The organism is Desulfovibrio porci (assembly GCF_009696265.1).
Lineage (GTDB): Bacteria > Desulfobacterota > Desulfovibrionia > Desulfovibrionales > Desulfovibrionaceae > Desulfovibrio > Desulfovibrio porci.
This window is the reverse complement of sequence record NZ_VUMH01000001.1, coordinates 280986-304946: the sequence shown is the minus strand read 5'-3', so window position 1 is coordinate 304946 and position 23961 is coordinate 280986. Positions and strand designations below refer to the sequence as shown.

At 60.0% G+C, this 23961-nt stretch carries 20 protein-coding genes and 4 tRNA genes; 3 read left to right on the top strand and 21 right to left on the bottom strand.

Going from position 1 to position 23961, the window contains the following annotated elements:
* Positions 1-244: 244 nt before the first annotated feature.
* Positions 245-730, bottom strand: a complete 486-nt coding sequence (locus FYJ44_RS01370; protein WP_154508444.1) for an RrF2 family transcriptional regulator — start codon at positions 728-730, stop codon at positions 245-247.
* 296 nt (positions 731-1026) lie between these two features.
* Between FYJ44_RS01370 and FYJ44_RS01365 the strand changes: the two genes are divergently transcribed.
* Positions 1027-1572, top strand: a complete 546-nt coding sequence (locus FYJ44_RS01365) for an RrF2 family transcriptional regulator (RefSeq protein ID WP_154508443.1) — start codon at positions 1027-1029, stop codon at positions 1570-1572.
* Positions 1547-1849, top strand: a complete 303-nt coding sequence (locus tag FYJ44_RS01360) for a response regulator (RefSeq protein WP_229772436.1) — start codon at positions 1547-1549, stop codon at positions 1847-1849. Before FYJ44_RS01365 ends, FYJ44_RS01360 begins: the two co-directional genes overlap by 26 nt.
* Positions 1850-1983: 134 nt before the next feature.
* Here FYJ44_RS01360 and hmcF read toward each other — a convergent pair whose 3' ends face one another.
* From hmcF to FYJ44_RS01340, 4 genes are all read right to left on the bottom strand, one after another.
* On the bottom strand, positions 1984-3369 hold the full coding sequence (gene hmcF / locus FYJ44_RS01355; protein WP_154508441.1) for a sulfate respiration complex iron-sulfur protein HmcF: 1386 nt from the start codon (positions 3367-3369) through the stop codon (positions 1984-1986).
* A 50-nt stretch (positions 3370-3419) separates the two neighbouring features.
* Positions 3420-4100, bottom strand: a complete 681-nt coding sequence (hmcE, locus tag FYJ44_RS01350; protein WP_154508440.1) for a sulfate respiration complex protein HmcE — start codon at positions 4098-4100, stop codon at positions 3420-3422.
* Positions 4101-4150: 50 nt separating this feature from the next.
* The gene (locus FYJ44_RS01345; RefSeq protein ID WP_154508439.1) at positions 4151-4552 is read right to left on the bottom strand and encodes a cytochrome c3 family protein; all 402 of its coding nucleotides are present in this window, start codon (positions 4550-4552) and stop codon (positions 4151-4153) included.
* Between the two features lie 105 nt (positions 4553-4657).
* The gene (locus FYJ44_RS01340; protein ID WP_154508438.1) at positions 4658-4948 is read right to left on the bottom strand and encodes a hypothetical protein; all 291 of its coding nucleotides are present in this window, start codon (positions 4946-4948) and stop codon (positions 4658-4660) included.
* Between the two features lie 245 nt (positions 4949-5193).
* Between FYJ44_RS01340 and FYJ44_RS01335 the strand changes: the two genes are divergently transcribed.
* A complete protein-coding gene (locus FYJ44_RS01335; protein ID WP_154508437.1) occupies positions 5194-5877 on the top strand; it encodes an MgtC/SapB family protein in 684 nt (227 codons plus the stop codon).
* A 97-nt stretch (positions 5878-5974) separates the two neighbouring features.
* Here the strand turns inward: FYJ44_RS01335 and rpoC are convergent, their stop codons facing one another.
* From rpoC to lon, 16 genes are all read right to left on the bottom strand, one after another.
* Positions 5975-10147, bottom strand: coding sequence for a DNA-directed RNA polymerase subunit beta' (gene rpoC, locus FYJ44_RS01330; protein ID WP_154508436.1), 4173 nt, complete (start codon positions 10145-10147; stop codon positions 5975-5977).
* 73 nt (positions 10148-10220) lie between these two features.
* On the bottom strand, positions 10221-14360 hold the full coding sequence (rpoB, locus tag FYJ44_RS01325; protein WP_154508435.1) for a DNA-directed RNA polymerase subunit beta: 4140 nt from the start codon (positions 14358-14360) through the stop codon (positions 10221-10223).
* 472 nt (positions 14361-14832) lie between these two features.
* A complete protein-coding gene (gene rplL / locus FYJ44_RS01320; protein ID WP_154508434.1) occupies positions 14833-15222 on the bottom strand; it encodes a 50S ribosomal protein L7/L12 in 390 nt (129 codons plus the stop codon).
* Between the two features lie 48 nt (positions 15223-15270).
* A complete protein-coding gene (gene rplJ / locus FYJ44_RS01315; protein ID WP_288229615.1) occupies positions 15271-15798 on the bottom strand; it encodes a 50S ribosomal protein L10 in 528 nt (175 codons plus the stop codon).
* 197 nt (positions 15799-15995) lie between these two features.
* A complete protein-coding gene (gene rplA / locus FYJ44_RS01310; protein ID WP_154508433.1) occupies positions 15996-16703 on the bottom strand; it encodes a 50S ribosomal protein L1 in 708 nt (235 codons plus the stop codon).
* Positions 16704-16873: 170 nt separating this feature from the next.
* On the bottom strand, positions 16874-17296 hold the full coding sequence (gene rplK / locus FYJ44_RS01305; protein WP_154508432.1) for a 50S ribosomal protein L11: 423 nt from the start codon (positions 17294-17296) through the stop codon (positions 16874-16876).
* A gap of 183 nt (positions 17297-17479) precedes the next feature.
* Positions 17480-18052 (bottom strand): transcription termination/antitermination protein NusG, encoded by a 573-nt coding sequence (nusG, locus tag FYJ44_RS01300; RefSeq protein ID WP_154508431.1) that lies wholly within the window; start codon positions 18050-18052, stop codon positions 17480-17482.
* 8 nt (positions 18053-18060) lie between these two features.
* On the bottom strand, positions 18061-18300 hold the full coding sequence (gene secE, locus FYJ44_RS01295) for a preprotein translocase subunit SecE (RefSeq protein WP_154508430.1): 240 nt from the start codon (positions 18298-18300) through the stop codon (positions 18061-18063).
* Between the two features lie 23 nt (positions 18301-18323).
* Positions 18324-18400: transfer RNA gene (locus FYJ44_RS01290), tRNA-Trp, on the bottom strand.
* 41 nt (positions 18401-18441) lie between these two features.
* On the bottom strand, positions 18442-18591 hold the full coding sequence (gene rpmG, locus FYJ44_RS01285; protein ID WP_008684737.1) for a 50S ribosomal protein L33: 150 nt from the start codon (positions 18589-18591) through the stop codon (positions 18442-18444).
* 3 nt (positions 18592-18594) lie between these two features.
* Positions 18595-19788: an elongation factor Tu gene (gene tuf, locus FYJ44_RS01280; RefSeq protein ID WP_154508429.1), complete on the bottom strand. Its 1194-nt coding sequence runs from the start codon at positions 19786-19788 to the stop codon at positions 18595-18597.
* Between the two features lie 209 nt (positions 19789-19997).
* A tRNA-Gly gene (locus FYJ44_RS01275) sits at positions 19998-20073 on the bottom strand.
* 146 nt (positions 20074-20219) lie between these two features.
* Positions 20220-20305, bottom strand: a tRNA-Tyr gene (locus tag FYJ44_RS01270).
* A 51-nt stretch (positions 20306-20356) separates the two neighbouring features.
* Positions 20357-20432: transfer RNA gene (locus FYJ44_RS01265), tRNA-Thr, on the bottom strand.
* Positions 20433-20548: 116 nt separating this feature from the next.
* On the bottom strand, positions 20549-21400 hold the full coding sequence (gene prmC / locus FYJ44_RS01260) for a peptide chain release factor N(5)-glutamine methyltransferase (RefSeq protein ID WP_288229617.1): 852 nt from the start codon (positions 21398-21400) through the stop codon (positions 20549-20551).
* 2 nt (positions 21401-21402) lie between these two features.
* Positions 21403-23886, bottom strand: a complete 2484-nt coding sequence (lon, locus tag FYJ44_RS01255) for an endopeptidase La (protein ID WP_195840926.1) — start codon at positions 23884-23886, stop codon at positions 21403-21405.
* Positions 23887-23961 lie beyond the last annotated feature (75 nt).

The following is a 23961-nucleotide window of genomic DNA, read 5'->3' as shown; positions in this document are numbered from 1 at the left end:
TGGTCACAAAAATGGGAAAGTCAAGGTACGCGCCGAGTCACTTCTGATAACGGAAATTCACAAAAATGCAAAGATCTCGGCGTGATTCCGAGGAATCATAGTAATCTTGAGTGAAATAATTTTATTTAAATAAATCAACTATATTATGCAAAAAAAAGAGCAGAAAAAATTTTTTGAGCAAGCCTCAAAAAATTTTTTCTGCCTGGAGGAGAGAAGGGGATCCAGCGGTTTGACGGAAAAGCCCTCACGGAGACGGAGGCGCGATACGGAGATCGCGTTCCGATGCGTCCGGGGATGGATCCGGAGGGGACAGAGCGGGGCAGAGTGCTTCGTTACGCAAAATATCATCCAGCGTGATGGATTCAAGCGCTCCGTCAAGCGTACCCTGCAGGCTTTCCCAGGCATTGCGTACCGCGCAGTCGCCGAAGCGGGCACAGGCTTCCGGACTTTCTAGGCAACTGGTCAGCTCAATGCCGCCCTCCATCAGCCTGACGATGCAGCCGAAGGTCAGTTCCTCCGGTTTGCGCAGCAGAGTATGCCCCCCCTTGGCGCCGCGCACGCTGCCGGTAATTCCGGCAAGTCTGAGCTGACGCAGAATCTGCTCAATGAACTGCGAGCTTATGCCGGTTTTCGCGGCAAGCAGGTTGGAGGAAACCGGTTCGCTCGGATTGTGCTTTGCCATATAAAAAAGAATCCGTGCCGCATAACGCGTTTTAGCCGAAAGCTTCATGGCCTGTCCTCCAAAAAACTGGCTGAACTACAAAAGCAGACTGCCAGTTTTGTATTCGTTTAAGTAAAGGGTAACATTTTTGTAGGGCTTTTTGTATCTTTTTCCGGCAAAAAACTTTTGCGAATTTTTCCACAAAGGGTCGCCGAGCGACACGGCGCACATATTTTTCACCTTCGGAACGAATGACTTGACGGATACGTCACCATGCGTTAGGGAAAAACAAGAGTAAAATAGTCTAAATTAGATCCATCAACTTTTTACCGCTTTTATCGGCTCCTTTTACCAGAGGAAGAAAAATGCGCATTTCCACAATGGCCTGCCATGCCCTGCATCTCTTGCTCTGCCTGTCCGAGCAGACGGCGGACATTCCCGCTTCCGCGTCAGAGCTGGCGGGCTGTACAGGCATTTCAGAAAAATTCGTTCAAAAGATAATGCGTCTGTTGCAGGGGGGCGGCATTGTCAAAAGCATTCGCGGCATAGCCGGTGGCCACGTGCTGGCGCGCGGTCCGAAGGATATTACCCTGGCGGACATCATTGCCGCTGTGGAAGGGGGCATAACCCTGCCCGGCCTCAGCAGCGACGCGCCTGGCGGTCAAGCCGCGCTGGATATCTGGGCCAAGGCCGCCTGCGGCCTGCAGAACTCTTTGCGCTCGGTAACGCTCGATTCCATCCGGCAGAGTTGCGGAGCGTCGTTGCGCGCGGCGACCCGCAACCCGGCGGAACAATCAACCCGGCGCATGCCGGATTCCCGGACGGGAGGCCTTCATGCAAAAGCATATTCTCTTGGTCGACAGCGATGCCGAAAACCTCGCCAGATTGTCACAGACACTTCGTCTGCATGACTACCGGGTAAGTGTGGCCCGCGACGGCGTCGAAGGCCTGGCTCTGGTGGACAGCCTGCGACCGGACTGCATTATCTTTGACGTGGACCTGCCGCGCCTTTCCGGCACCATCATGTACAGCCGGTTGCGCCGTGATGCGAAAAGCAGGCAACTACCGGCCATTGTCTGCAGCGACGTGGGACCGCGCCCGGTGGATTTCGGCACCGGCATTCCCGTACTGCCCAAAAGCTGCGCCCCGGAAACGCTGATTGAAACGGTGCGGGGGGCGACGGCCTGAAACTTTTCCCGATCTGTACGGGCCTGCCGTGTGTTTTGTCCGTATCCGCTCGGGGCGGGCATGCGATCCGCAAAAGGACATGGGGGGAATCGCATGCCCGCCTTTCTCATCGCCGCTAGGGGTATGGCGGCGGCCTACGGCGCTTCATGGCGGATATGCGGCGGTATCAGCATCATATCCACCAGAAGCGGTTTGAGGAATGACCATTTGATGTTGTGTTCCTCATAGACTTCCATCATGTCCCTGATGGCGTCCCAGCAATTGTGGCAGGGCGTGATGACCAACTGTGCACCGGTGCCCTTGATCTGATCCAGTTTGTTTTTAAGACCGATATTGCGTTCCTTGCGGTAAAGGCCGATGCCGTTGAGACCGCCGCCGCCGCCGCAACAGAAGTTGTGGTCGGTATTGGGTGACATTTCGCGGAAATCTTCAGCGATATAGCTCATGATTTCCCGTGTATATCTGCCCAGTCCGTCGTTACGCACATAGTTGCAGGCATCCTGCAAGGTACAGGGCACTTTGATTTTCTTGGCCGGATCAATTTTCAGTTTGCCGGTGCGCAGACAGTGGGCCACCCATTCCACATAGTGCATGAAGGGCACCGGCGGGTCACCGTCGGCGCGACCGCCCCAGTAGGGACCTTCCACAACGGTGCCGCGATGGGCGTGGCCGCACTCCGTGCCCACCACCACTTTGGGCTTCAGGCGCTCCACGGCGGCGTAAATACGCCTGATGTTCTGGGCGCAGCCTTCCCAGTCGCCCGCGAACATGGTCAGCGAGGTATTTTCCCAGCCTTCGCGCGGTACGGTCCAACTGGTTCCCGTGACGTGAAACAATATGGCGGCCTGCGCGATGTCTTCGGGATAATGTTTTACCTCGCGGGCGTTGAGAATGTACATGACGTCCGCGCCCTCTTTTTCAACCGGAATTTCCAGGTCCGGCCACTCGTCCTGGTTTTCTTCCACCATCCATTCGCAGGTTTCCAGCCAGTCTTCTTCCGTGACGTCCATCTGCGCGCCGTAAACGCGGTGCATGCCCGAGCCGATCTTCATCTCCCAGGGAACAAAACCGTGCTTGAAAAGAAGGCCGCGCAGATAGCTGAACATGACGCCCGTATCAATGCCATGCGGACAATAGAGGGCGCAACGGTTGCAACAGGTGCAGCGCCCCCAAGCCACGTCCATGGCATGGATCATAAATTCGGTGTCCACTTTGCCCTTGAGACGGACCATTTCGCCCAAGGTGGACTGGATTTTGTATGAGGGAATCTGCGTGGGATCATTGTTGTTGGTCTTGTAAAAAAAGCAGCTGTCCGCGCACATTCCGCAATGCGCGCAGATGGACAGCCATGTGCGGGTGCGCGACTTACAGGTCCGTTCAAGGTCGAGAGCGAGAGCCGCCTGATCCACGGGCATTATTTTCATCTGCTGGTAATAGACCGCGCCGCCCTTATCCTGAAGCAGGGCATGAATGCCCTCTTTGGTGGTAACGGGCGTGGGGCTGCACAATACTTCACACATGACGCGCTCCTTGCGGGAGAAAAATGAAAATTGTATCCGGCACCGTTTCGCTACCAGGGATATGCCCCGCCGCGCGTCGAGCCGCCTCGCTTGATGGCGAAATCCATGCCGATTTGGGCACGGGACATGAAGTAGAGAACAATGTGGGAAAGTTTGGTGAACGGAGCGAGAATCAGAAATAATTCACCGCTCAGCACATGAAGGATAATCCAGGTCTGATAGGACGAGGTGTCCAGTCTGGCCATCAGGCCGGTGCAGAAGGGTAAAAAGGTCAACAGCAGCACGAGCCAGTCCCCGCCGCTGTTCAACCGGCGCAGCACGGGCGAGAAAAGCCGGCGCGCGAGCAACAGCAGAATGCCGGCCACGCTTGCCACACTCAGCACGTCGGCCAGACCGTTGGGCAACGCGGGCAGAGAGATGCCCGTAAAGTTTTCAAGCAGCACCGTATGGCCCAGAAGGAAGAGCGGCACCAGCACCGCCCCCAGGTGCAGCAGGAAGAAGGCCGCCGAGGCCGCCGGTTGCGAGCGCCAGCCTGCGGTTCCGCCCGGTATGAGCCATTTGACTATGGATACCAGCGCGCCGGGAATGGAGCGTTCCGGATGGCAGGTATAGGCCACGCGCTCCAGACGCCAGTCCAGGCCGCGCACATAAAGGACCGCGCGCGCGAGAAGACCGACGACAAAGACCAACAGGGAGAAAATGAATAGGGGGCCGGTAATGAAGTTCAGCATCTGAATCTGTCTCCTGAGTGGCGTGCGGCGGCAGCCGCATCGCGGGTCCGTTACTTGCTCTTTCCGATTTGCGCGGCGACGGCCTTGTCGTGGCAGACTCTGCAATCCACAAGACGCGGACCCGCAGCGGCGTTTCGGTGGCATTGGGTACAGGCTGTGTGCAGATAAGGAATTTGTTTGTTTTCAGGCTGCGCTTTGACATCCAGAAAGGTTTCGGACAGACCTTCCTCTGTTTCCCGGTGGCAGAGCGTACATTCAGCATTGGCGCGTTCCATGTACTCCACATGCTTGTCATGCGTGAAAAAGACCGGCGGCATTTTTTGTGTAGGCAGCGGGGGAAAGGTGAAGGGAATGCGCTCTTCCCCTCTGGCCGTGGCGGAGAAAAGGGCGACGCCGGCGAAAAGCGAAAGGCAGAGCAGGGAGGCCCCGAATCCGAATACTATGTTACGCATGTCACGTCCTTGATTCCTGGTGAAATTCCGGCATGCCTCGACGCGGAGACGATGCCGCCGGAGCGGCTGAGGGGAATCCCGGGCTGAGACGGGATTCCCCGGCCGTCATGCCGCGGGCCGCCCGGCGGTCAGCGATTCCGCGGCGCTGCGCACGAATACGGCGCACTTGTACGGATCGCGCTTCATGCAGCGCATGGCGTAAGCCACGGCCGCAAACAGGAAAAGACGGGATTCATAATCCAGGTGGTTGGTCAGCAGCCAGTGGTCCTGGGGGCCTTCCTCTTCCGCAAGCTTGCAGGCAAGGCGCAGATCCGCATCCTGCGTTCCGCCGGTGAGCCGGGTGTACAGATCGCAGATTTCCTCGGCCAGGTATTCGCGTTCCAGTACGGCTGACATGATGTTCTCCTTGCGCTATAGGCGGTTAGGTCCTCAGGCGAAAGCCGGTGAACCATATTTATGAACAATTAATCAGTTCTGATAAATAAATATTAAATCCATACAAAACAATTCTCATATTAAGGGGAGCGTGTCAAGGTGGTTTTCTGGTTTCGCTGAATTTCAAGGCTGAAATTCAGCGGGAGGCCGAAGCGGTTGAGTCCCGCGCGCATCTGTGGTAGGGGGCCAAGTCTGGAGGAGATGGTATGGACTTGGGCTTGTTACAGGAATTTGAGTTTCTGGGGCGTCTTTTTCTGGCCGGGCTCTGCGGGGCCTTTATCGGCTACGAACGGGCCAACCGTCGCAAGGAGGCGGGCATCCGCACTCACTTGGTGGTTTCCATGGGTTCGGCGCTGTTTATGATCGTCTCCAAATACGGCTTCGCGGATATGCTCTCTCTTCAGGGCGTGGCGCTGGACCCCTCGCGTATCGCGGCCCAGATCGTGACCGGCGTGGGTTTTCTGGGCGCGGGCATGATTTTCGTGCGGGGGCAGAATATCAGCGGACTGACCACGGCGGCGGGCATCTGGGCCACGGCGGGCATCGGCATGGCTGTGGGCTCGGGCCTGCATCTGCTCGGTGTGCTGGGCACGGCGCTGATTTTTGTAATCCAGATTTTTTTGCACAAGCATTTTACCTGGCTGCGCGCGCCCAGCATGGAGCGTCTCTGCCTGCATATCGGCGGTGGCTGCACAGGACTGGATGCGGTGCGCGCGGCCCTACGCGAGCGCAAGCTGTATGTTTCCACATTCAAGGCTGTTCCCGACAAAGAGGGCAAGGTCATCGTGGTGGATGCGCACATCAAGGTGCCCTACGGCTATGATCTGGCCGACCTGCTTGACCTGCTGAAAAAGGACGGGCATGTGCTGCGGGTGGAAATCAAGGGCTGAGCAACTGCGGTTCAGCGCGCCGTTCATATTAAAACGCAAACGAGCCCCGGAAGGCATGCCTTCCGGGGCTCGTTGCTTGTCCGGCAAATGCGGGACGTTACTGGTTCAGATCCACCAGCACGGGATTTTCTTCCAGTTCTTCCAGGAACTTGTCCGGGCGTTCCTTCTGGTCCGGCACTTCGATATCGCCGTTCACGTATTCGCGATAACCTGTACCGGCGGGGATCAGGCGGCCCACAATGACGTTCTCCTTGAGGCCGCGCAGGTAGTCCATCTTGCCTTTGAGCGAGGCTTCGGTGAGCACCTTGGTGGTTTCCTGGAAGGAAGCCGCCGAGATGAAGGAAGACGTGGTCAGCGAGGCCTGGGTGATGCCCAGCACCAGAGGCTCCGCCGTGGCCGGTACGCGGCCTTCGGCGATGGTTTTCTGGTTTTCGGCCTTGAACTCGCTCTTGTCCACCTGCTCGCCCACCAGGAAGCTGGTGCCGCCGGAGTCGAGGATGGTCACCTTTTTCAGCATCTGACGCACGATCACTTCAATGTGTTTGTCGTCGATGCCCACGCCCTGGAAGCGGTAGACTTCCTGAATTTCGTCCACCAGATAGCGGGCCAGGTATTTCTCGCCCCGGGTGCGCAGGATGTCGTGCAGTTCCGGATAGCCTTCGGTGAGGGGATCGCCCGCCTCCACAAAGTCGCCGTCCGCCGCAGTGATGTGCTTGCCCTTGGGCACCAGGTATTCCTTGGCTTCGCCGATTTCCGGCGTAACCACCAGCTTGCGCTTGCCCTTGGATTCGCCGGCGTAGGTGACGGTGCCCGCGATTTCGGAAACCACGGCCATGTCCTTGGGCTTGCGCACTTCAAAGAGCTCGGCCACGCGCGGAAGGCCGCCCACGATATCCTTGGTCTTGGAGGTTTCACGAGGTTTGCGGGCGATGATGTCGCCGGCCTGGATGCTCTCGCCGTCCTTGACCATGATGATGGAACCCACAGGCAGACTGTAGATGGCCGAGGCCGCGCCGTGGATGCGTTTTTTCACATTGCCGTTGTCGTCGCAGATCGAGATGGAGGGCCGGAAGTTGGTGGTGCGGTACTCCATGATGGTCAGGGAGGCCTGACGGGTAACGTCGTCCACCTTTTCCTGCACGGTCTTGCCGTCGATAATGTCCGTGAAGCGGAGCACGCCTTCTTCCTCGGCCACGAAGGGTTCGTTGAAAGGATCCCATTCGGCCAGCACCGTGCCCTTGGTCACTTCCTGGCCGTCATGGACCATCAGGCGCGCGCCGTTGGGCAGGATGTATTTCTCCCGCTCGCGGCCCTGCGGGTCCACGATGGTCAGCTGGCCGCTCTTGCCGAGCACCAGCTGCGAACCCTCGCGGTTGGTCACGGCCCGGACGCGGCTGAGGATCACCCGGCCCGCGTTGAGCGCCTCGAACTTGTTCTTTTCAATGGTGCTCGAGGCCGTGCCGCCGATGTGGAAGGTGCGCATGGTCAGCTGGGTGCCCGGTTCGCCGATGGACTGCGCCGCGATGATGCCCACAGTTTCGCCGGTGTTCACCAGGTGGCCGCGCGCCAGATCGCGTCCGTAGCAGAGGGCGCAGATGCCGCGCTCCGACTGGCAGGTCAGGGGCGAGCGCACCATGACCGAGGAGATGCCCTTGTCGTTGATCAGCTTGGCTTCCGTTTCCGTGATCAGGGTGTTCTCGGGCAGCAGGATCTGTTCCGGATCGTCTGGATCATGCACGGGATAGAGCAGCACGCGGCCCACGATGCGTTCGGCCAGCGGAGTCTTGATGTCGCCGCCTTCCTTGAGATGGGTCAACTCGATGCCGTCCACCGTGCCGCAGTCGTGTTCGGAAACGATCACGTCCTGCACCACGTCCACCAGGCGGCGGGTCAGGTAACCGGAGTTGGCCGTCTTCAGGGCCGTGTCCGCCAGGCCTTTGCGCGCGCCGTGCGTGGAGGTGAAGTACTGCAGAACCGAAAGCCCTTCACGGAAAGAAGAAGTGATGGGCGTTTCAATGATTTCGCCCGAGGGCTTGGCCATCAGGCCGCGCATGCCGGCGAGCTGGCGCATCTGGTCCTGGTTGCCTCGCGCGCCGGAGTTGGACATCATGAAGATGGGGTTGAAGCTCTGGTTTTTCTCCTGCTTGCCCGTCTTTGGGTCCGTGAGCACATCGTAGGAGATCTCCTTGATCATTTCCGTGGAAACGTCCTGCGTGGCCTTGGTCCAGACGTCCACCACCTTGTTGTACTTTTCCGTACGGGTGATGATGCCGTCCCGGTACTGGCGTTCGATGTCGTCCACCTCGGCCTGGGATTTGGCCAGGATGTTCTTTTTGCTTTCGGGAATGGTCAGGTCCTTCACGCCAATGGTCACGCCCGCGCGGGTGGCGAACTCATAGCCCATGTCCTTGAGCCGGTCGCAGAGGATGACCGTGGATTTGATGCCGCAGGTGCGGTAGGCCGCGCCCACCAGTTTGGCGATGGCTTTCTTGGTCAGCACCGTGTTGACGTGCTCGAAAGAAAGCTCCGGCGGCAGAATGTCGCTGACCAGCACGCGGCCCGGCGTGGTCTGCACGAGTTCCTCGCCTTCCTTCATGCGCACCTTGATGCGGGCATGCAGGGAGACCTGACCCGCGTCGTAGGCGGTTTCCACTTCCCAGGGCGCGCAGAAGGTCATGCCCTCGCCCTTTTCAAAGCTGCGCTCCACGGTCATGTAGTAGAGGCCCAGCACGATGTCCTGCGAGGGCACGATGACCGGGCCGCCGTTGGCCGGGGACAGAATGTTGTTGGTGCTCATCATCAGCACGCGGCATTCGATCTGGGCCTCCACGGAGAGCGGAATGTGCACGGCCATCTGGTCGCCGTCGAAGTCCGCGTTGTAGGCGGAGCAGACCAGAGGATGCAGGCGGATGGCCTTGCCTTCCACCAGCAGGGGTTCAAAGGCCTGGATGCCCAGCCGGTGCAGGGTGGGGGCGCGGTTCAGCAGAATGGGATACTCGCGCACCACTTCAGACAGGATGTCCCAGACCACCAGTTCTTCGCGCTCCACCATTTTTTTGGCGCTCTTGATGGTGGAGGCGTGGCCGCGTTTTTCCAGTTCCGAATAGATGAAGGGCTTGAACAGTTCCAGGGCCATTTTTTTGGGCAGACCGCACTGGTGCAGCTTGAGGTAGGGGCCCACGGTGATGACCGAACGGCCCGAGTAGTCCACGCGCTTGCCCAGCAGGTTCTGGCGGAAGCGGCCCTGCTTGCCCTTGATCATGTCCGACAGGGATTTGAGCGGACGGCCGTTGGTGCCGGCAATGGCCCGGCCCCGGCGGCCGTTGTCGAAGAGCGCGTCCACGGCTTCCTGAAGCATGCGCTTTTCGTTGCGGATGATGATTTCCGGCGCGCCCAGCTCCATGAGCCGTTTGAGGCGGTTGTTGCGGTTGATCACCCGGCGGTAGAGGTCGTTGAGGTCCGAGGTGGCGAAACGGCCGCCGTCCAGGGGCACCAGAGGGCGCAGTTCCGGCGGAATGACCGGAATGACTTCCATGATCATCCATTCGGGCTTGTTCTGGGACTCCAGAAAAGCCTCCACGATCTTCAGGCGCTTGGTCAGTTTTTTCTTCTTGGTCTGGCTCTTGGTGGCCTCGCCTTCCTCGCGCAGCTCCACGCGCAGCTTTTCCAGGTCCAGTTCCTCCAGCAGGCTGCGCACGGCTTCCGCGCCCATGCCCACGGTGAGCACCTCGTCGCTGCCGTAGTGGTCCAGAATCTGGAGGTACTGGTCCTCGGAAATGACCTGACGCTTCTGCAGGTTGGTCTGGCCGGGGTCCAGCACGATATAGGAATCGAAGTAGAGCACCTTTTCCAGATCGGCCATGGTCATGTCCAGCAGGGTGCCGATCTTGGAGGGCAGGGTCTTCAAAAACCAGATGTGGGCCACGGGCGCGGCCAGCTCAATGTGGCCCATGCGCTCGCGCCGCACCTTGGAGGCGATGACTTCCACGCCGCATTTTTCGCAGACGATGCCCCGGTGCTTCATGCGTTTGTATTTGCCGCAATTGCACTCGTAGTCCTTCACCGGGCCGAAGATCTTGGCGCAGAACAGGCCGTCCCGTTCCGGCTTGAAGGTGCGGTAATTGATGGTTTCCGGTTTTTTCACTTCGCCGTAGGACCATTCGCGGATGGCTTCCGGCGAGGCGATGGAAATCTGGATGGCTTTCAGATTGCGGATGTTGGTCACATTGGCCGACGTGCCGCGCGCGGTGAAAAGATCGTCCAGGCTCATATATTCATACCTTGCTTAGTAAAAAAGCTCGTTGGAATCGTTACTGTAATCCGGATGGCGAAGCGAGGGGCGCTTATTCCGCTTCCTCGTCACGCTCGCGCATGTAGCCCACGCGCTTGGGTCGTTTTTTGCCTTCCTCCTGGTGCAGAGTCACGTCGAGCCCGAGGCTCATCAGTTCCTTGACCAGGACATTGAAGGATTCGGGCAGACCGGCTTCCAGGAAGTTGTCGCCCTTGACGATTTTTTCGTACATCTTCACGCGCCCGGCCACGTCGTCGGACTTGACCGTGAGGAATTCCTGGAGGAGGTAGGCCGCGCCGTAAGCCTCCAGGGCCCAGACTTCCATTTCACCCAGCCGCTGACCGCCGAACTGGGCCTTGCCGCCCAGCGGCTGCTGGGTGACCAGGGAGTAGGGGCCCGTGGAGCGGGCGTGGATTTTTTCATCCACCAGATGGTGCAGCTTGAGGATGTACATGACGCCCGTGGTGACCCGGTTGCGGAAAGGCTCGCCGGTGCGGCCGTCGTACAGGGTGGTCTTGCCGTCGTTTTCCAGACCGGCCTTGTCCATCCAGCCCCAGATTTCCTCTTCCGTGGCGCTGTCGAAAACCGGCGTCTTGGTCACGATGCCGTTGCGCAGCTTTTTGACCGAGGCGACGAATTCCTCGTCGTCCATGCCGTCCACCAGCGCGCTGACTTCTTCGGAGCCGAAGACGTCCTTGACTTCTTTGCGCAATACCTGCATGGCCGCGCCGGAATCCAGCAGTTCGGCCAACTGGCGGCCCAGTTCCTTGGCGCCCCAGCCCAGATGCGTTTCCATGATCTGGCCGATGTTCATACGCGAAGGCACACCCAGCGGGTTGAGCACGATGTCCACGGGCCGTCCGTCAGCGAAGAAGGGCATGTCCTCTTCCGGCAGAATGCAGGAGACCACGCCCTTGTTGCCGTGGCGTCCGGCCATCTTGTCGCCCACCGAAAGCTTGCGCTTGATGGCGATATGCACCTTGACCATCTTGATCACGCCGGGAGGCAGATCGTCGCCCTCGGTGACCTTCTCGCGCTTGGCGTCGTAGATGGCCTTGAGGTAGTCCACCTCATGGTCATAGGCCTTGAGCAACTCGGCCACTTCGTCGTTGACTTCCTTGCTCTTGAACAGGCCGGCCAGCTTCTTGACGGGCAACTGGGCCAGCTGTTCCTCGGTGAGGGCCGCTCCGGCCTCCACCAGCACTTCGCCCTTTTTCTTGCCCGGCACGGAAGAGGCCGTCTGCTTGCCCAGCACATGCGGGGCGAGAAGAACGCGCGTGCGCTCGGTGAGGGCGCGCATGTGGTCGGCTTCCTTCTGGTCCTGCACCGCGGTGTCGTGGGCCTCGATGGCCAACGTGCGCTCGTCTTTTTCGCCCGAGCGGCGGTTGAAGACCTTCACGTCGATGATGGTGCCTTCCACTCCCGGCGGGACCTTGAGGGAGGTGTTTTTCACATCCCTGGCCTTTTCGCCGAAGATCGCCCGCAGAAGTTTTTCTTCCGGGGTAAGCTGGGTTTCGCCCTTGGGGGTGATTTTGCCCACCAGGATGTCGTCGGGCTTGACCGCCGCGCCGATGCGGATGATGCCGCTTTCGTCCAGGTTGCGCAGCATGTCTTCGCTGACGTTGGGAATGTCGCGGGTGATTTCCTCGGGTCCCAGCTTGGTGTCGCGGGCCACCACTTCGAATTCCTCGATGTGGATGGAGGTGAAGACGTCTTCCTTGACCGTGCGTTCGGAAATCAGGATGGAGTCTTCATAGTTGTAGCCGCACCAGGGCATGAAGGCCACTACCAGGTTCTTGCCCAGCGCCAGTTGCCCTTCGTCGATGCCCGGACCGTCGGCCAGGATCTGACCTTTCTTGACGGTCTGGCCGGGATAGCAGGTCGGCTTCTGGCCGAAGCAGGAATTCTGGTTGGACTTGTGGAACTTAAGCAGGTCATAGGCCCGCACGCCGCCCTGGTCCTTGTAAATGTCGCCTTCATAGGCCACCACGATGCGGTCGGCGTCGGCGTACTGCACCTTGCCGTCGGCCGGGGCCACAATGCAGGCACCGGAGTCGCGGGCCACATCCACTTCCATGCCCGTGCCCACCAGGGGCTTTTCCGAGCGCAGCAGCGGCACGGCCTGGCGCTGCATGTTGGAACCCATCAGCGCGCGGTTGGCGTCGTCGTGCTCCAGGAAGGGAATCAGCGCGGCGGAAATGGAAACCATCTGGCTGGGCGAAATGTCCATGAGGGTCACTTCGTCGCGATGGCGCATTTCCACTTCGCCCTTAACGCGCACGGTGACGTATTCGTCAAGCAGGTTGCCCTCGGCGTCCATGCGGGCGTCGGCCTGGGCCACCACCTGGTCGCCTTCACGCGAGGCGTCCAGGTGGACCACCTCGTTGGTCAGCTTGGCCTCGCGCACCACCCGGTAGGGGGTTTCAATGAAGCCGTAGTCGTTGACCTTGGCAAAGGTGGTCAGGGACACGATCAGACCGATGTTCGGGCCTTCCGGCGTCTCAATGGGGCAGATGCGGCCATAATGCGAGGTGTGCACGTCGCGCACCTCAAAACCGGCGCGTTCGCGGGTCAGGCCGCCGGGGCCCAGGGCCGAAAGACGGCGCTTGTGGGTGACCTCGGAGAGCGAGTTGGTCTGGTCCATGAACTGCGAGAGCTGGGACGTGCCAAAAAATTCCTTGAGCACCGCGGCCACGGGCTTGGGATTGATCAGATCATGGGGCATGAGGGTGGAGATTTCCTGCAGGCTCATGCGCTCCTTGATGGCGCGTTCCATGCGCACCAGACCGATGCGGTACTGGTTTTCCACCAGTTCGCCCACCAGGCGCACGCGACGGTTGCCCAGGTGGTCGATGTCGTCGGCCGGGCCGTGGCTGTCCTTGAGCTGGACCAGCACCTTGATGGCCGTAAGGATGTCCTCGTCGCTCAGGGTGCGCAGGTCGGCGGGCGCGTCGATGCCCAGACGCTGGTTGAGCTTATAGCGGCCCACAGGCGAGAGATCGTAATAATCCGGGTTGCGGAAGAGATTGTCAAAGAAGCTGGCCGCGATCTCGGCGGTGGGCGGCGAGGACGGGCGCAGGCGGCGGTAGATCTCTTCCTGGGCTTTCTGCTGGTCCGGGATGCGGTCCAGCACCAGGGTGTCGCGGATGGAAGAGGAGGTGTCCGTGCCCTTGGTGTGCAGCACGGAAAGGCGCTTGATGCCCGCCTCGCGCATACGTTCCAGCAGGCCGGGAGTGATTTCGTCGGCGGCTTCGGCCAGCACTTCACCGCTCTGGGGGGCCACCGCGTCCTCGGCCAGGAACATGCCGTCCAGCAGGTCCGGACGCACTTCAATGGCCGGAATGGCGGCCTCGCAGATCAGACGCCAGCTCCGCTTGGTGATGGGCTTGCCCGCCTTGACGATCACGTTGCCGTCGGGCGCGGCGATGTCCGCGTAAGCGTTGTCCTTGCGGTAGAGATCCTTGCGCACTTCCCAGAACAGGCGGCCGCCGTCCTCCAGCAGGTACTGCTCCCGGCTGTAGAAGTAGTCGAGGATCTGTTCCTTGCTCATGCCCATGGCCTTGAACAAAATGGTGGCGGGCATTTTGCGGCGGCGGTCGATGCGCACGTAGAGAATGTCTTTGTGGTCGAAGTCGAAGTCCAACCAGGATCCGCGCATGGGGATCACCCGGCAGGAATAGAGCACCTTGCGGCTGGTGTGGGTCTTGCCGCCGTCGTGCTCGAAAATGATGCCGGGCGAACGCTGCAACTGATTGACGATGACGCGCTCGGTGCCGTTGATGATGAAGGTGCCTTTTTCGGTCATCAGGGGCAGGGTGCCGAAATAGATGTCCTGCTCCTTGATGTCGCGGATGGTCCGGTTGCCCGACGCTTCATCGGCGTCGTAGACGACCAGACGCACTTTGATGCGCATGGGCGCTTCATAGGTCAGACCCTTGGCAATGCACTCGGCCTGATCGTACTTGGGCTCCTGAACTTCGTAGCTGACGAATTCCAGGCTGGCGGTCTTATTGAAATCCTCAATGGGAAATACCGTGTGAAAGACGCCTTCCAGGCCTTCGTCCGGTCTGCGATCGGCCTCGGGCACGCCTTCCTGAAGGAATTTTTGATATGAATCTATCTGCAGATTCAGCAGATGGGGAATGGGGAGGGAAATCTTGATCTTGCCGAACTGTTTGGTGAGCTGGCCCATGGGTACCTCAAGATAGGTAGCGGTTGCGCCCCGGCTGCGGACAGAAGCGTCTGCCGGCAGGCAAAAAAACTTGCTGTCACTGCACCCTGAAAGCGTATGAAACGGCCGCGGGGAGTCGCGGGGGAGCTCACTATGCACAACAAAGACGACAAAAACCCATCCCCTGTCTGGGTGAACAGGGCCTGGGCTGTCGAGCCTATTTTAAGAAAGTGTGCATATACAGTGAGTTATAAAAAACAGAAAGGATGCCTCCCGCGCCGTTCATTGAACACAGATACATAAGCAGAAAACATTTTTTTGGCAAGACTTTTTCTTGAAGAAATATCTGTCGCCCGCCGCGCCCGGCAACCGGAAAAAATACCGCAACCTCGGGCCGCCTGCCGGGAGCAGAACAAAAAAACATGACGGGGTCAATGACCCCGTCATGTGGAATGCGGCTTCGCGCTGACGCGAAGCGGACACAGGGAAATACTTACTTGATTTCCACAGTGGCGCCGGCTTCGGTGAGCTGCTTCTTGGCTTCTTCAGCTTCTTCCTTGGAAACGGCTTCCTTCAGAGTGGAGGGAGCGCCGTCAACCTTTTCCTTGGCTTCCTTGAGGCCCAGGCTGGTCAGAGCGCGCACCACTTTGATGACACCGATCTTGTTGGCGCCGGCTTCCTTAAGAACGACGTCGAATTCGGTCTTTTCCTCAGCGGCGGCGGCGCCGTCGCCACCGGCGGCCGGAGCGGCCATCACCATAGCGGCGGCGGGCGCGGCGGCGGAAACGCCGAACTTCTCTTCCAGTTCCTTGATGAATTCGGAAAGTTCCAGAACGGTCATGCTGGAGATGAATTCAACAACTTCTTCTTTGGTCACGGCCATGATATTTCTCCTGATCTTTGGCTTAATGTTTGAGCTGTCCACATCCGCTTACGCGGCAGCCTTGCCTTTCTGTTCCTCAATAGCCTTGAGGGCGTAGAGCAAGCCGCGCAGCATGTTGGCAAACAGCGACACAAAATTGGTGGGCACGGCGTTCATGGTGCCAAGCAACTGGCCGAGCAACTGTTCCTTTCCGGGCAGTTTGGCCAGAGCGTCCACCTGGGCAGGGGTCATTTCCTTGCCGTCCAGGCTGGCGCAACGCAAGCTGAAGATCTTGCTCTGCTTGACAAAATCACTGAGCGCCTTGGCCACCGCCACCGGGTCGTCGAACCCAAGGGCCACGCCGCAGTTCTCATGGAACTTGTCCTTGATGGCGTCGTGCGTGCCGCCGGTCAGAGCGATACGAGCCAGGGTGTTTTTGACGACATGATATTCGCCGCCCGCATTGCGCAGGCTCACCCGGAGGTTCGTCAGCTCTTCCACCGTCATGCCCTTGAAGTCCGTCAGCACCGCAAAGGAAGCACTGTCGGCCTTAGCCTTGATGGCTTCGATAATTGCGGCTTTTTCAGACCTGTTCACGTGATACCTCTCACGTTCGGGGTTGCCAGGTGGAATGCCGAGCCAAAGATGAAGCGTCTGGGCAGGAGATTAAGGGCTTGCGCCCGCCTGCCGTCTTCGACTCGAATTCCTTGCCTTAACCGAGGTTGTTGTTACACAACCGCTTGAGAGCTTGAACAAAACGCCCGGCCGCCGCATGCGGCGCCCGGGCCAGTTCATTAGCCCTCAAGAAATTTCTTGACCTGGGGCATATCAATTTTGAAGCCGGGGCCCATGGTGGTGGAAACCGCCATGGACAGCATGTAAGCGCCCTTGGCGGCCGAAGGCTTCAGACGATTGACGGCATCCAGCAAGGCCTTGAGGTTGCCCAGAATTTTTTCCGGACCAAAGGAAACCTTGCCCAGAGGCGCGTGCAGCACGCCAGCCTTGTCCACCTTGAAGTCCACGCGGCCAGCCTTGAGTTCGCTCACGGCCTTGGCCACGTCAAAGGTGACGGAACCGGTCTTGGCGTTGGGCATCAGGCCGCGGGGGCCGAGCACACGGCCGATCTGACCCACCAGAGCCATGACGTCGGGCGTGGCCACGGCGGCGTCGAACTCCAGCCAGCCTTCCTTGATCTTGGCCACCAGATCTTCGGCGCCAACGATATCCGCGCCGGCGTCTTTGGCTTCAGCCTGTTTTTCACCTTTGCAGAACACAGCCACACGCACGGTCTTGCCCAGCCCGTTGGGCAGGGTGACGGCGCCGCGCACCATCTGGTCGGAATACTTGGGATCGACGCCCAAGCGGATAGCCACGTCCACAGTTTCATCAAATTTAGCAAAGGACGCGCCCAAGGATTTGCTCACAGCATCTTCAATGCTGAAGCGTTCCTGCGGGTTATAGGCCTCAAGGGCTTTACGAAAATTTTTGCCATGTCTGGGCATGAGGTTTTCCTTGTCGTTTTATCTCCTGCCGTTTCCAATTCTGCGCGGAAAACGGCAGTACAATTGATTTCAACGAGTCTGGCGGAAAAAAGCGAAAATTCAGCAAGGTCCGCCGAACGGCTTTTGCCGCCGCAAGGGCAAATCCGCCGGAACTTCCCGGCAGGCTGTCCTTACTTGATGTCAATGCCCATGCTGCGGGCGGTGCCCGCAATGGACTTTACGGCGGATTCAAGGGTAGAGGCGTTGAGATCCGGCAGTTTGACCTTGGCGATCTCTTCCACCTGAGCCATGCTGAGGCTGCCCACCTTGTTGCGGTTGGGTTCGCCGGAACCCTTTTCAAGCTTGGCCGCCTTCATGATCAGCACCGCCGCCGGAGGCGTTTTGGTGATGAAGCTGAAGGAACGGTCGGCGTAGACCGTGATGACCACGGGGATGATCATCCCTTTCTGGTCCTGGGTGCGGGCATTGAATTCCTTGCAGAAGCCCATGATGTTCAGGCCGTGCTGGCCCAAGGCCGGACCCACCGGCGGCGAGGGGTTCGCCGCGCCCGCGGGAATCTGCAATTTGATCTTGGCAACTTCTTTTTTGGCCATGTGCGTTATCCTTCATCGCTGCTCGCGCTATTCTCGACCGTCAGGCCGACGCGCGGGGGCAAGTCTTAAGAATCTGTTACGCCTGAGATGCCTGCCGCACGACGGGCAAAATCCGTCTCGGGGCATCTCGCTGCAAGGATTTACAGGCAATTCCCTGCAGAGCATTGCAACCTTGGAATGCTCTTAACCTTTGGAGACCTGTACGAAATCCAGCTCCACCGGCGTTTGACGGCCGAAAATGGAAACGGAGACGCGCAGTTTTCCCTTGTCATAGTTGACGTCTTCCACCACGCCGTTAAAGCCGCCGAAAGGCCCGTCAATGACGCGCACTTCGTCGCCCCGCTCAAAATTGAACTTGGGGCGGGGGGTTTCCTGACGTGTTTCCATGAGCGCCAAAATGCGCTCGGCTTCGCTGTCGCGCATGGGCGTGGGACGGTTTCTGCCGCCCACAAAACCGGTTACCTTGGGTATGGATTGCACCAAGTGCCAAGACAAATCGGTCATGATCATGCGCACCATCACGTAGCCGGGATAGAACTTGCGCGTCGTGGTGCGCTTTTCGCCACCCTTGGCAAGTTCGATGACCTTTTCCGTGGGCACCACCACTTCCTGAATAAGGCCCTGATCCTGACCGGTGCGGCTCATCTCGTTGATGGTCTTTTGCACGCGCTGCTCGAAACCCGAGTAGGTATGCACGATGTACCAGCGCGGCCGTTTGCTCAACTCGGAGTTTTCATCGATGACGGGATCTTTCATTTCAGCCTTCAGGACAGTATGGACTTGATAAGGGCCGACAGACCAAGGTCCACCAGCCCCAGGATAACGGCCATCACAGCCACAAAGCCCAAAACCGCCAGCGTGGCCTTGCGCGTTTCTTTCAGCGTGGGCCAGGTGACTTTGCGCAATTCGGCCTTGGAATCCTCCACATAACGCGCAAAGCGCGCAAAGAGATTGGGGGCCTTGTCCGACTTGACGTCCGCGGCTTGCGCCTGTTTTTTTGCCATGATGTTACCCGAGAGATAAAAAATGGCAGGGCAGGAGGGATTCGAACCCCCAACTTGCGGTTTTGGAGACCGCCGCTCTAGCCGTTAGAGCTACTGCCCTGCGTACCGTCCGGGGGGCTCGCGCCCCCCGGCGGAAAGTTGTTACCTGGTTTCGCGATGCACTGTGTGCTTCTTGTCCCAGGGACAATATTTTTTCATTTCCAGCCGCCCGGTGGTGTTCTTCTTATTCTTCCGGGTGCTGTAATTGCGCCGCTTGCATTCGGTGCAAGCCAGAATGATGTTGACTCTCATGGCTTACTCGATAATTTCGGTAACGACGCCGGAACCCACGGTGCGGCCGCCTTCACGGATGGCGAAGCGCAGACCGGCTTCCATGGCGATGGGGGCGATCAGTTCCACGATGAACTGCGAGTTGTCGCCGGGCATAACCATTTCCACGCCTTCGGGCAGACCGATGACGCCGGTGATGTCCGTGGTGCGGAAGTAGAACTGCGGACGATAGCCGGAGAAGAAGGGCGTATGACGGCCGCCTTCTTCCTTGGAGAGCACGTACACTTCAGCCTTGAACTTCTTGTGCGGCGTAATGGACTTGGGAGCCGCGAGCACCTGGCCGCGTTCCACGTCGTCACGCTTGGTGCCGCGCAGCAGGGCGCCGATGTTGTCGCCGGCCTGACCCTGGTCCAGCAGCTTGCGGAACATTTCCACGCCCGTGCAGGTGGTCTTCTGGGTGGGCTTGATGCCCACGATTTCCACTTCGTCACCCACCTTGAGGATGCCGCGTTCCACACGACCGGTCACCACGGTGCCGCGGCCGGAGATGGAGAACACGTCTTCAATGGGCATCAGGAAGGGCTTGTCGATGTCGCGCTCGGGATCGGGGATGAAGCTGTCGCAGGCGTCGAGCAGCTCGCCGATGCATTTGGCTTCAGGCGCATTGGGATCGTCGCATTCCAGGGCCTTCAGGGCGGAACCGCGGATCACGGGCACGTCGTCGCCGGGGAAGTCGTAGGAAGAGAGCAGTTCACGCACTTCCAGTTCCACCAGTTCCAACAGTTCCTCGTCGTCCACCAGATCGCACTTGTTCAGGAAGACCACCAGCTGGGGCACGCCCACCTGACGGGCGAGCAGGATGTGCTCACGGGTCTGGGGCATGGGGCCGTCGGTGGCGGCCACCACCAGGATACCGCCGTCCATCTGGGCGGCGCCGGTGATCATGTTCTTGATGTAGTCGGCGTGGCCGGGGCAGTCCACATGCGCGTAATGGCGCTTGTCGGTCTCGTATTCCACATGGGCGGTAGCAATGGTGATGCCACGCTCTTTTTCTTCGGGGGCCTTGTCAATTTCGTCATACGAAACGAAGCTGCCCTCGCCCTTCAGGCCGGCAATTTTGGTGATGGCGGCGGTCAGGGTGGTTTTGCCGTGGTCGATGTGCCCGATGGTGCCGATGTTTACATGGGGCTTCTTGCGTTCATATTTGGCTTTGCCCATTGTACGTCTCCCTGGAAAAAAATTGTTTGCGGTTGTACGTGCGCTACTTTGCCGGATCTCTGCCGTCAGGTAGCGCCTGTTCCTCGCGTAACGGCAGGCAGAGGGGTAAAGCCGCTTGGCGGCCGACGCCATTGCCCGCATTCAGTCCCTGGTCGCCAGGGAACGTGCATTGGCAGGAGCAGGACTCGGGGAATTGGATTTTGCAGGAATGGAGCGGGAAACGGGATTCGAACCCGCAACCCTCAGCTTGGAAGGCTGATGCTCTAGCCGTTGAGCTATTCCCGCACACTGGCGGTGCTGTCGCTGTACGTCAAACCTGCGTTTGACGGCTACCGCACCGTAGTTCCCCGACAGTCGCGCTGTCTCCTACAGCCAAGGCAGTTTGTCAAAACCAGCCACCGACCGCCTGAAAAGTTGGAAGGCGGAAGGGGTGGTGGAGGGGGGTGGATTTGAACCACCGAAGTCTTACGACGACAGATTTACAGTCTGTTCCCTTTGGCCACTCGGGAACCCCTCCACACATGCCGCAAAGGTCCGGCCCGCAGGCAGGCCTTTGTTCAGCTTTTTGTGGAGCTGGCGATGGGACTCGAACCCGCAACCTGCTGATTACAAATCAGCTGCTCTGCCAGTTGAGCTACGCCAGCGGCAAGATGGTGTCTTAAACGGTTCCGCCGCTCTTGGCAAGTGAAAAGTACATTTTCCCGCAATTTTTTCAAAAAAAGCCGAAAAACCGCCGGTTACGCATTCTGCGAAGTCCATTCTACACTTTCCGGGCCAGAGCGCAACGGTCCAGCCCGGCCAGATCGCGCCGGGTGGCGATGCCGTCAAATACGCAGGTGGAGGATAAAAGCTCCCGCACCGCCGGGCCCTGGCTTGCGCCGTGTTCCAGAAGCAGCAGGCCTCCGGGCTGGAGAATGCGGGCGGCCTGGCTGATGACGGCGCGCAAATGGGCCAGGCCTTCCCGGGGCGAAAAAAGCGCCGTGTGCGGTTCATAACGCAGCACTTCGTCCATAACTTCGCTTTGCTCGGCCTCCGCGATGTACGGCGGATTGCTGACCACCAAGCCACAGGAGCCGGGTTGCAACGGCACGGAACGCATATCGGCCCGCAGCGCGTCCAGACGCGCGGCGGCCCCCAGTCGTGCGGCATTTTCGCGAGCCACGCACAGGGCCGGAGCGCTGAGTTCCAGCAGCAGACCGCGCCATTGCGGGCGCTCCAGACAGAGGGTCACGCCGATGCAGCCGGAGCCCGCGCCCAGATCCGCAAAGCGGAGCGAATGGTGCACGGGCAAAAGTTCCAGTGCCGTTTCCACCAGCAGTTCCGTCTCCGGGCGGGGGATCAGCGTGTCGGGCGTGACCAGAAAATCCCGTCCGAAAAATTCCCGCGCGCCGAGGATATAGGCCAGAGGCTCGCCGGCGGCCCGTCGGGCCGTCAGAGCCTCCAGCGCGTCAATCTCCGGAAGCGCAAGTTCGCGTTCCGCCGCCAGAACACAGTGCAGCCGGTCCAGACCCAGCACGTGTCCGGCCAGCAGTTGCGCGCAAAGGCGGGGGCTGTCCACCCCCGCCTTTGTCAGTCGCCTTGCGGCGTCATGTTCATATTCCCGCAGGCGCACGCTCAGGCCTCGGCGGGCCGTTCCGCGCGTCCGCGTCGCGCCGTGGCCGCGACGGCCGGGCGGGCCGGGCTTTTGGGGCGCGGCTCGGGCGCGGCTTTTCCGGACTGGCCGGCTTTTACGCCGCCGCCGCGCTTGCCCTTGGCTTCAAAGACCAGCGGAAGGAGCTCGTCGTAGTGATGCACCGGGTGCACTGTGATGCGTTTGAGCAGCTCCCCGGGCACGTCTTCCAGGTCCTTGACGTTTTGCTGCGGGATGATCACGTGCTTCAGACCCCGGGCCACTCCGGCCAGGATTTTTTCCTTGATGCCGCCCACGGGCAGCACACGGCCCTGTAAGGTGATCTCGCCGGTCATGCAGAGGTCGGCCCGCACCCTGCGGTTGCTGAGGGCCGAAATCAGGGCCGTGGTCAAGGTCACGCCCGCCGAGGGGCCGTCCTTGGGGGTGGCGCCCGCCGGGACATGCACGTGGATATCCTGCTTGCCAGCAAAGGACGGGTCCACACCCAGTTCTTCCGCGCGGCTGCGGATATAGCTCAGGGCCGCCTGGGCGCTTTCCTTCATGACATCACCCAGCTGTCCGGTGAGGGTCAGGCCGCCCTTGCCCTTCATGACGCTGGCCTCCACGGTCAGCACTTCGCCGCCGGCCGGAGTCCAGGCCAGACCCAGGGCCATGCCGGGCATGAGTTCCTTTTCCTTTTCGTCTTCCACAAAACGGGGCGCGCCGAGGAGCTTTTCCACATCCTTGGGCTCCACCTTGAAGGGCGCTTTTTTGCCCTCCGCCTTGCGCCGGGCCAGCTTGCGGCAGATGGACGCCAGTTCGCGTTCCAGATTGCGCAGGCCCGCCTCGCGCGTATACTCCTTGATGACCTTTTCCAGAGCCGCGTCGCTGAGCGCCACGTCGCCCTCGGCCAGGCCGTTCTCGGTGATCTTTTTGGGCAGCAGATGCTTGCGGGCGATCTCCGCCTTTTCCTGCATGGTGTAACCGGGCAGGGAGATGACCTCCATACGGTCGCGCAGGGCCGCCGGAATGGTTTCCAGATGGTTGGCCGTGCACAGGAACATGACCTTGGACAGATCAAAGGGCACGTTCAGATAGTGATCGCTGAAGGTGTGGTTCTGTTCCGGGTCCAGCACTTCCAGCAGCGCCGAGGAGGGATCGCCCCGGAAGTCCGTGCCCAGCTTGTCCACTTCGTCCAGTACGATGACCGGATTACGGGTGCCGGCCTGCTTGACGGCCTGGATGATCCGTCCGGGCATGGCACCGATGTAGGTGCGCCGGTGTCCGCGAATTTCAGCCTCGTCGTGCATGCCGCCCAGGGACAGTCGCTGGAACTTGCGGCCCAGCGCCCGCGCGATGGAGCGGCCCAGCGAGGTTTTGCCCACGCCGGGAGGGCCCGCGAAGCAGAGGATAGGTCCCTTGGACTGCGGGTTGAGTTTGCGCACGCTGAGGAATTCCAGAATGCGGTCCTTGATCTTGTCCAGGCCGCAATGATCCTCGTCCAGAATTTCCTTGGCGTGGGCAATGTCCAGACGGTCGCGTGAGAGCTTCTTCCAGGGCAGTTCCACCAGCCAGTCCAGATAGGTGCGCACCACGTTGGCTTCCGAGGAATCAGCGTGCATGCCGGACAGGCGGCGCAACTGCTTGTCCGCCTCCTTGCGCACGTCCTTGGGCAGGCCGGCCTTGTCCAGGGCCTGTTTCAGGTTTTCCAGATCGTCCTCGCCCTCGGGCTCGTTTTCACCCAGCTCTTGGCGGATGGCCTTGAGCTGCTCGCGCAGGAAATAATCCTTCTGGGCCTTGTCCATGCCCTCGCGGGCCGAGCTCTGGATGCGGGCCTGCACTGTGGCCACTTCCACTTCACGCTGGAGCTGGGCGTTGACCAGGGTCAGACGTTCCAGAGGATTTTCCGCTTCCAGGATGCGCTGGGCGTCCGCGATCTTCATCCGCATGTTGGCGGCGATAAGGTCCGCCAGGCGGCCCGGATCGTCCACGCCCTGCAATACGGCCAGCACGTCCGGCGAGGCCAGGCCGCGCAGGGTGAGCACCTTTTCGCTCTGCTCGCGCGCGGAGCGCAGCAGCGCCTCCAAGGTGGCGTCGGTCTGGGGTGTGACTTCTGGCAGGGTTTCGATGCGCGCTTCCAGATAGGGTTCCACCTGGCTGTAGCCGGTGATCCGCGCGCGGCTCACGCCCTGAACCAGAATTTTCACCCGCGAGTCCGGCATCTTGAGCAGGCGCATGATCTGGACCACGGTGCCCACGCTGTAAAGATCCTCCGGTGCGGGATCGTCGGTGCTTTCCTCACGCTGGGCGCAGACCAGAAGATGCCGGCCGTTTTTCAGGGCGGATTCCACGGCCTGCACGGATTTTTCGCGGCCGATGAACAGCGGCAGGATCATATAGTTGAAGATGACCACGTCGCGTACCGGCAGCACGGGCAACGCGTCGGGGATGCCCTGCGCCGCGGCGTTGACGTTGCTCTCGTCGGGCAGGTCCCGTACGGGCGCTTCAGCCTGCGCCGCATGGTCGTCCTTGTCGATGGCCGGCTCGGCGGCGCCGGGCCCCTG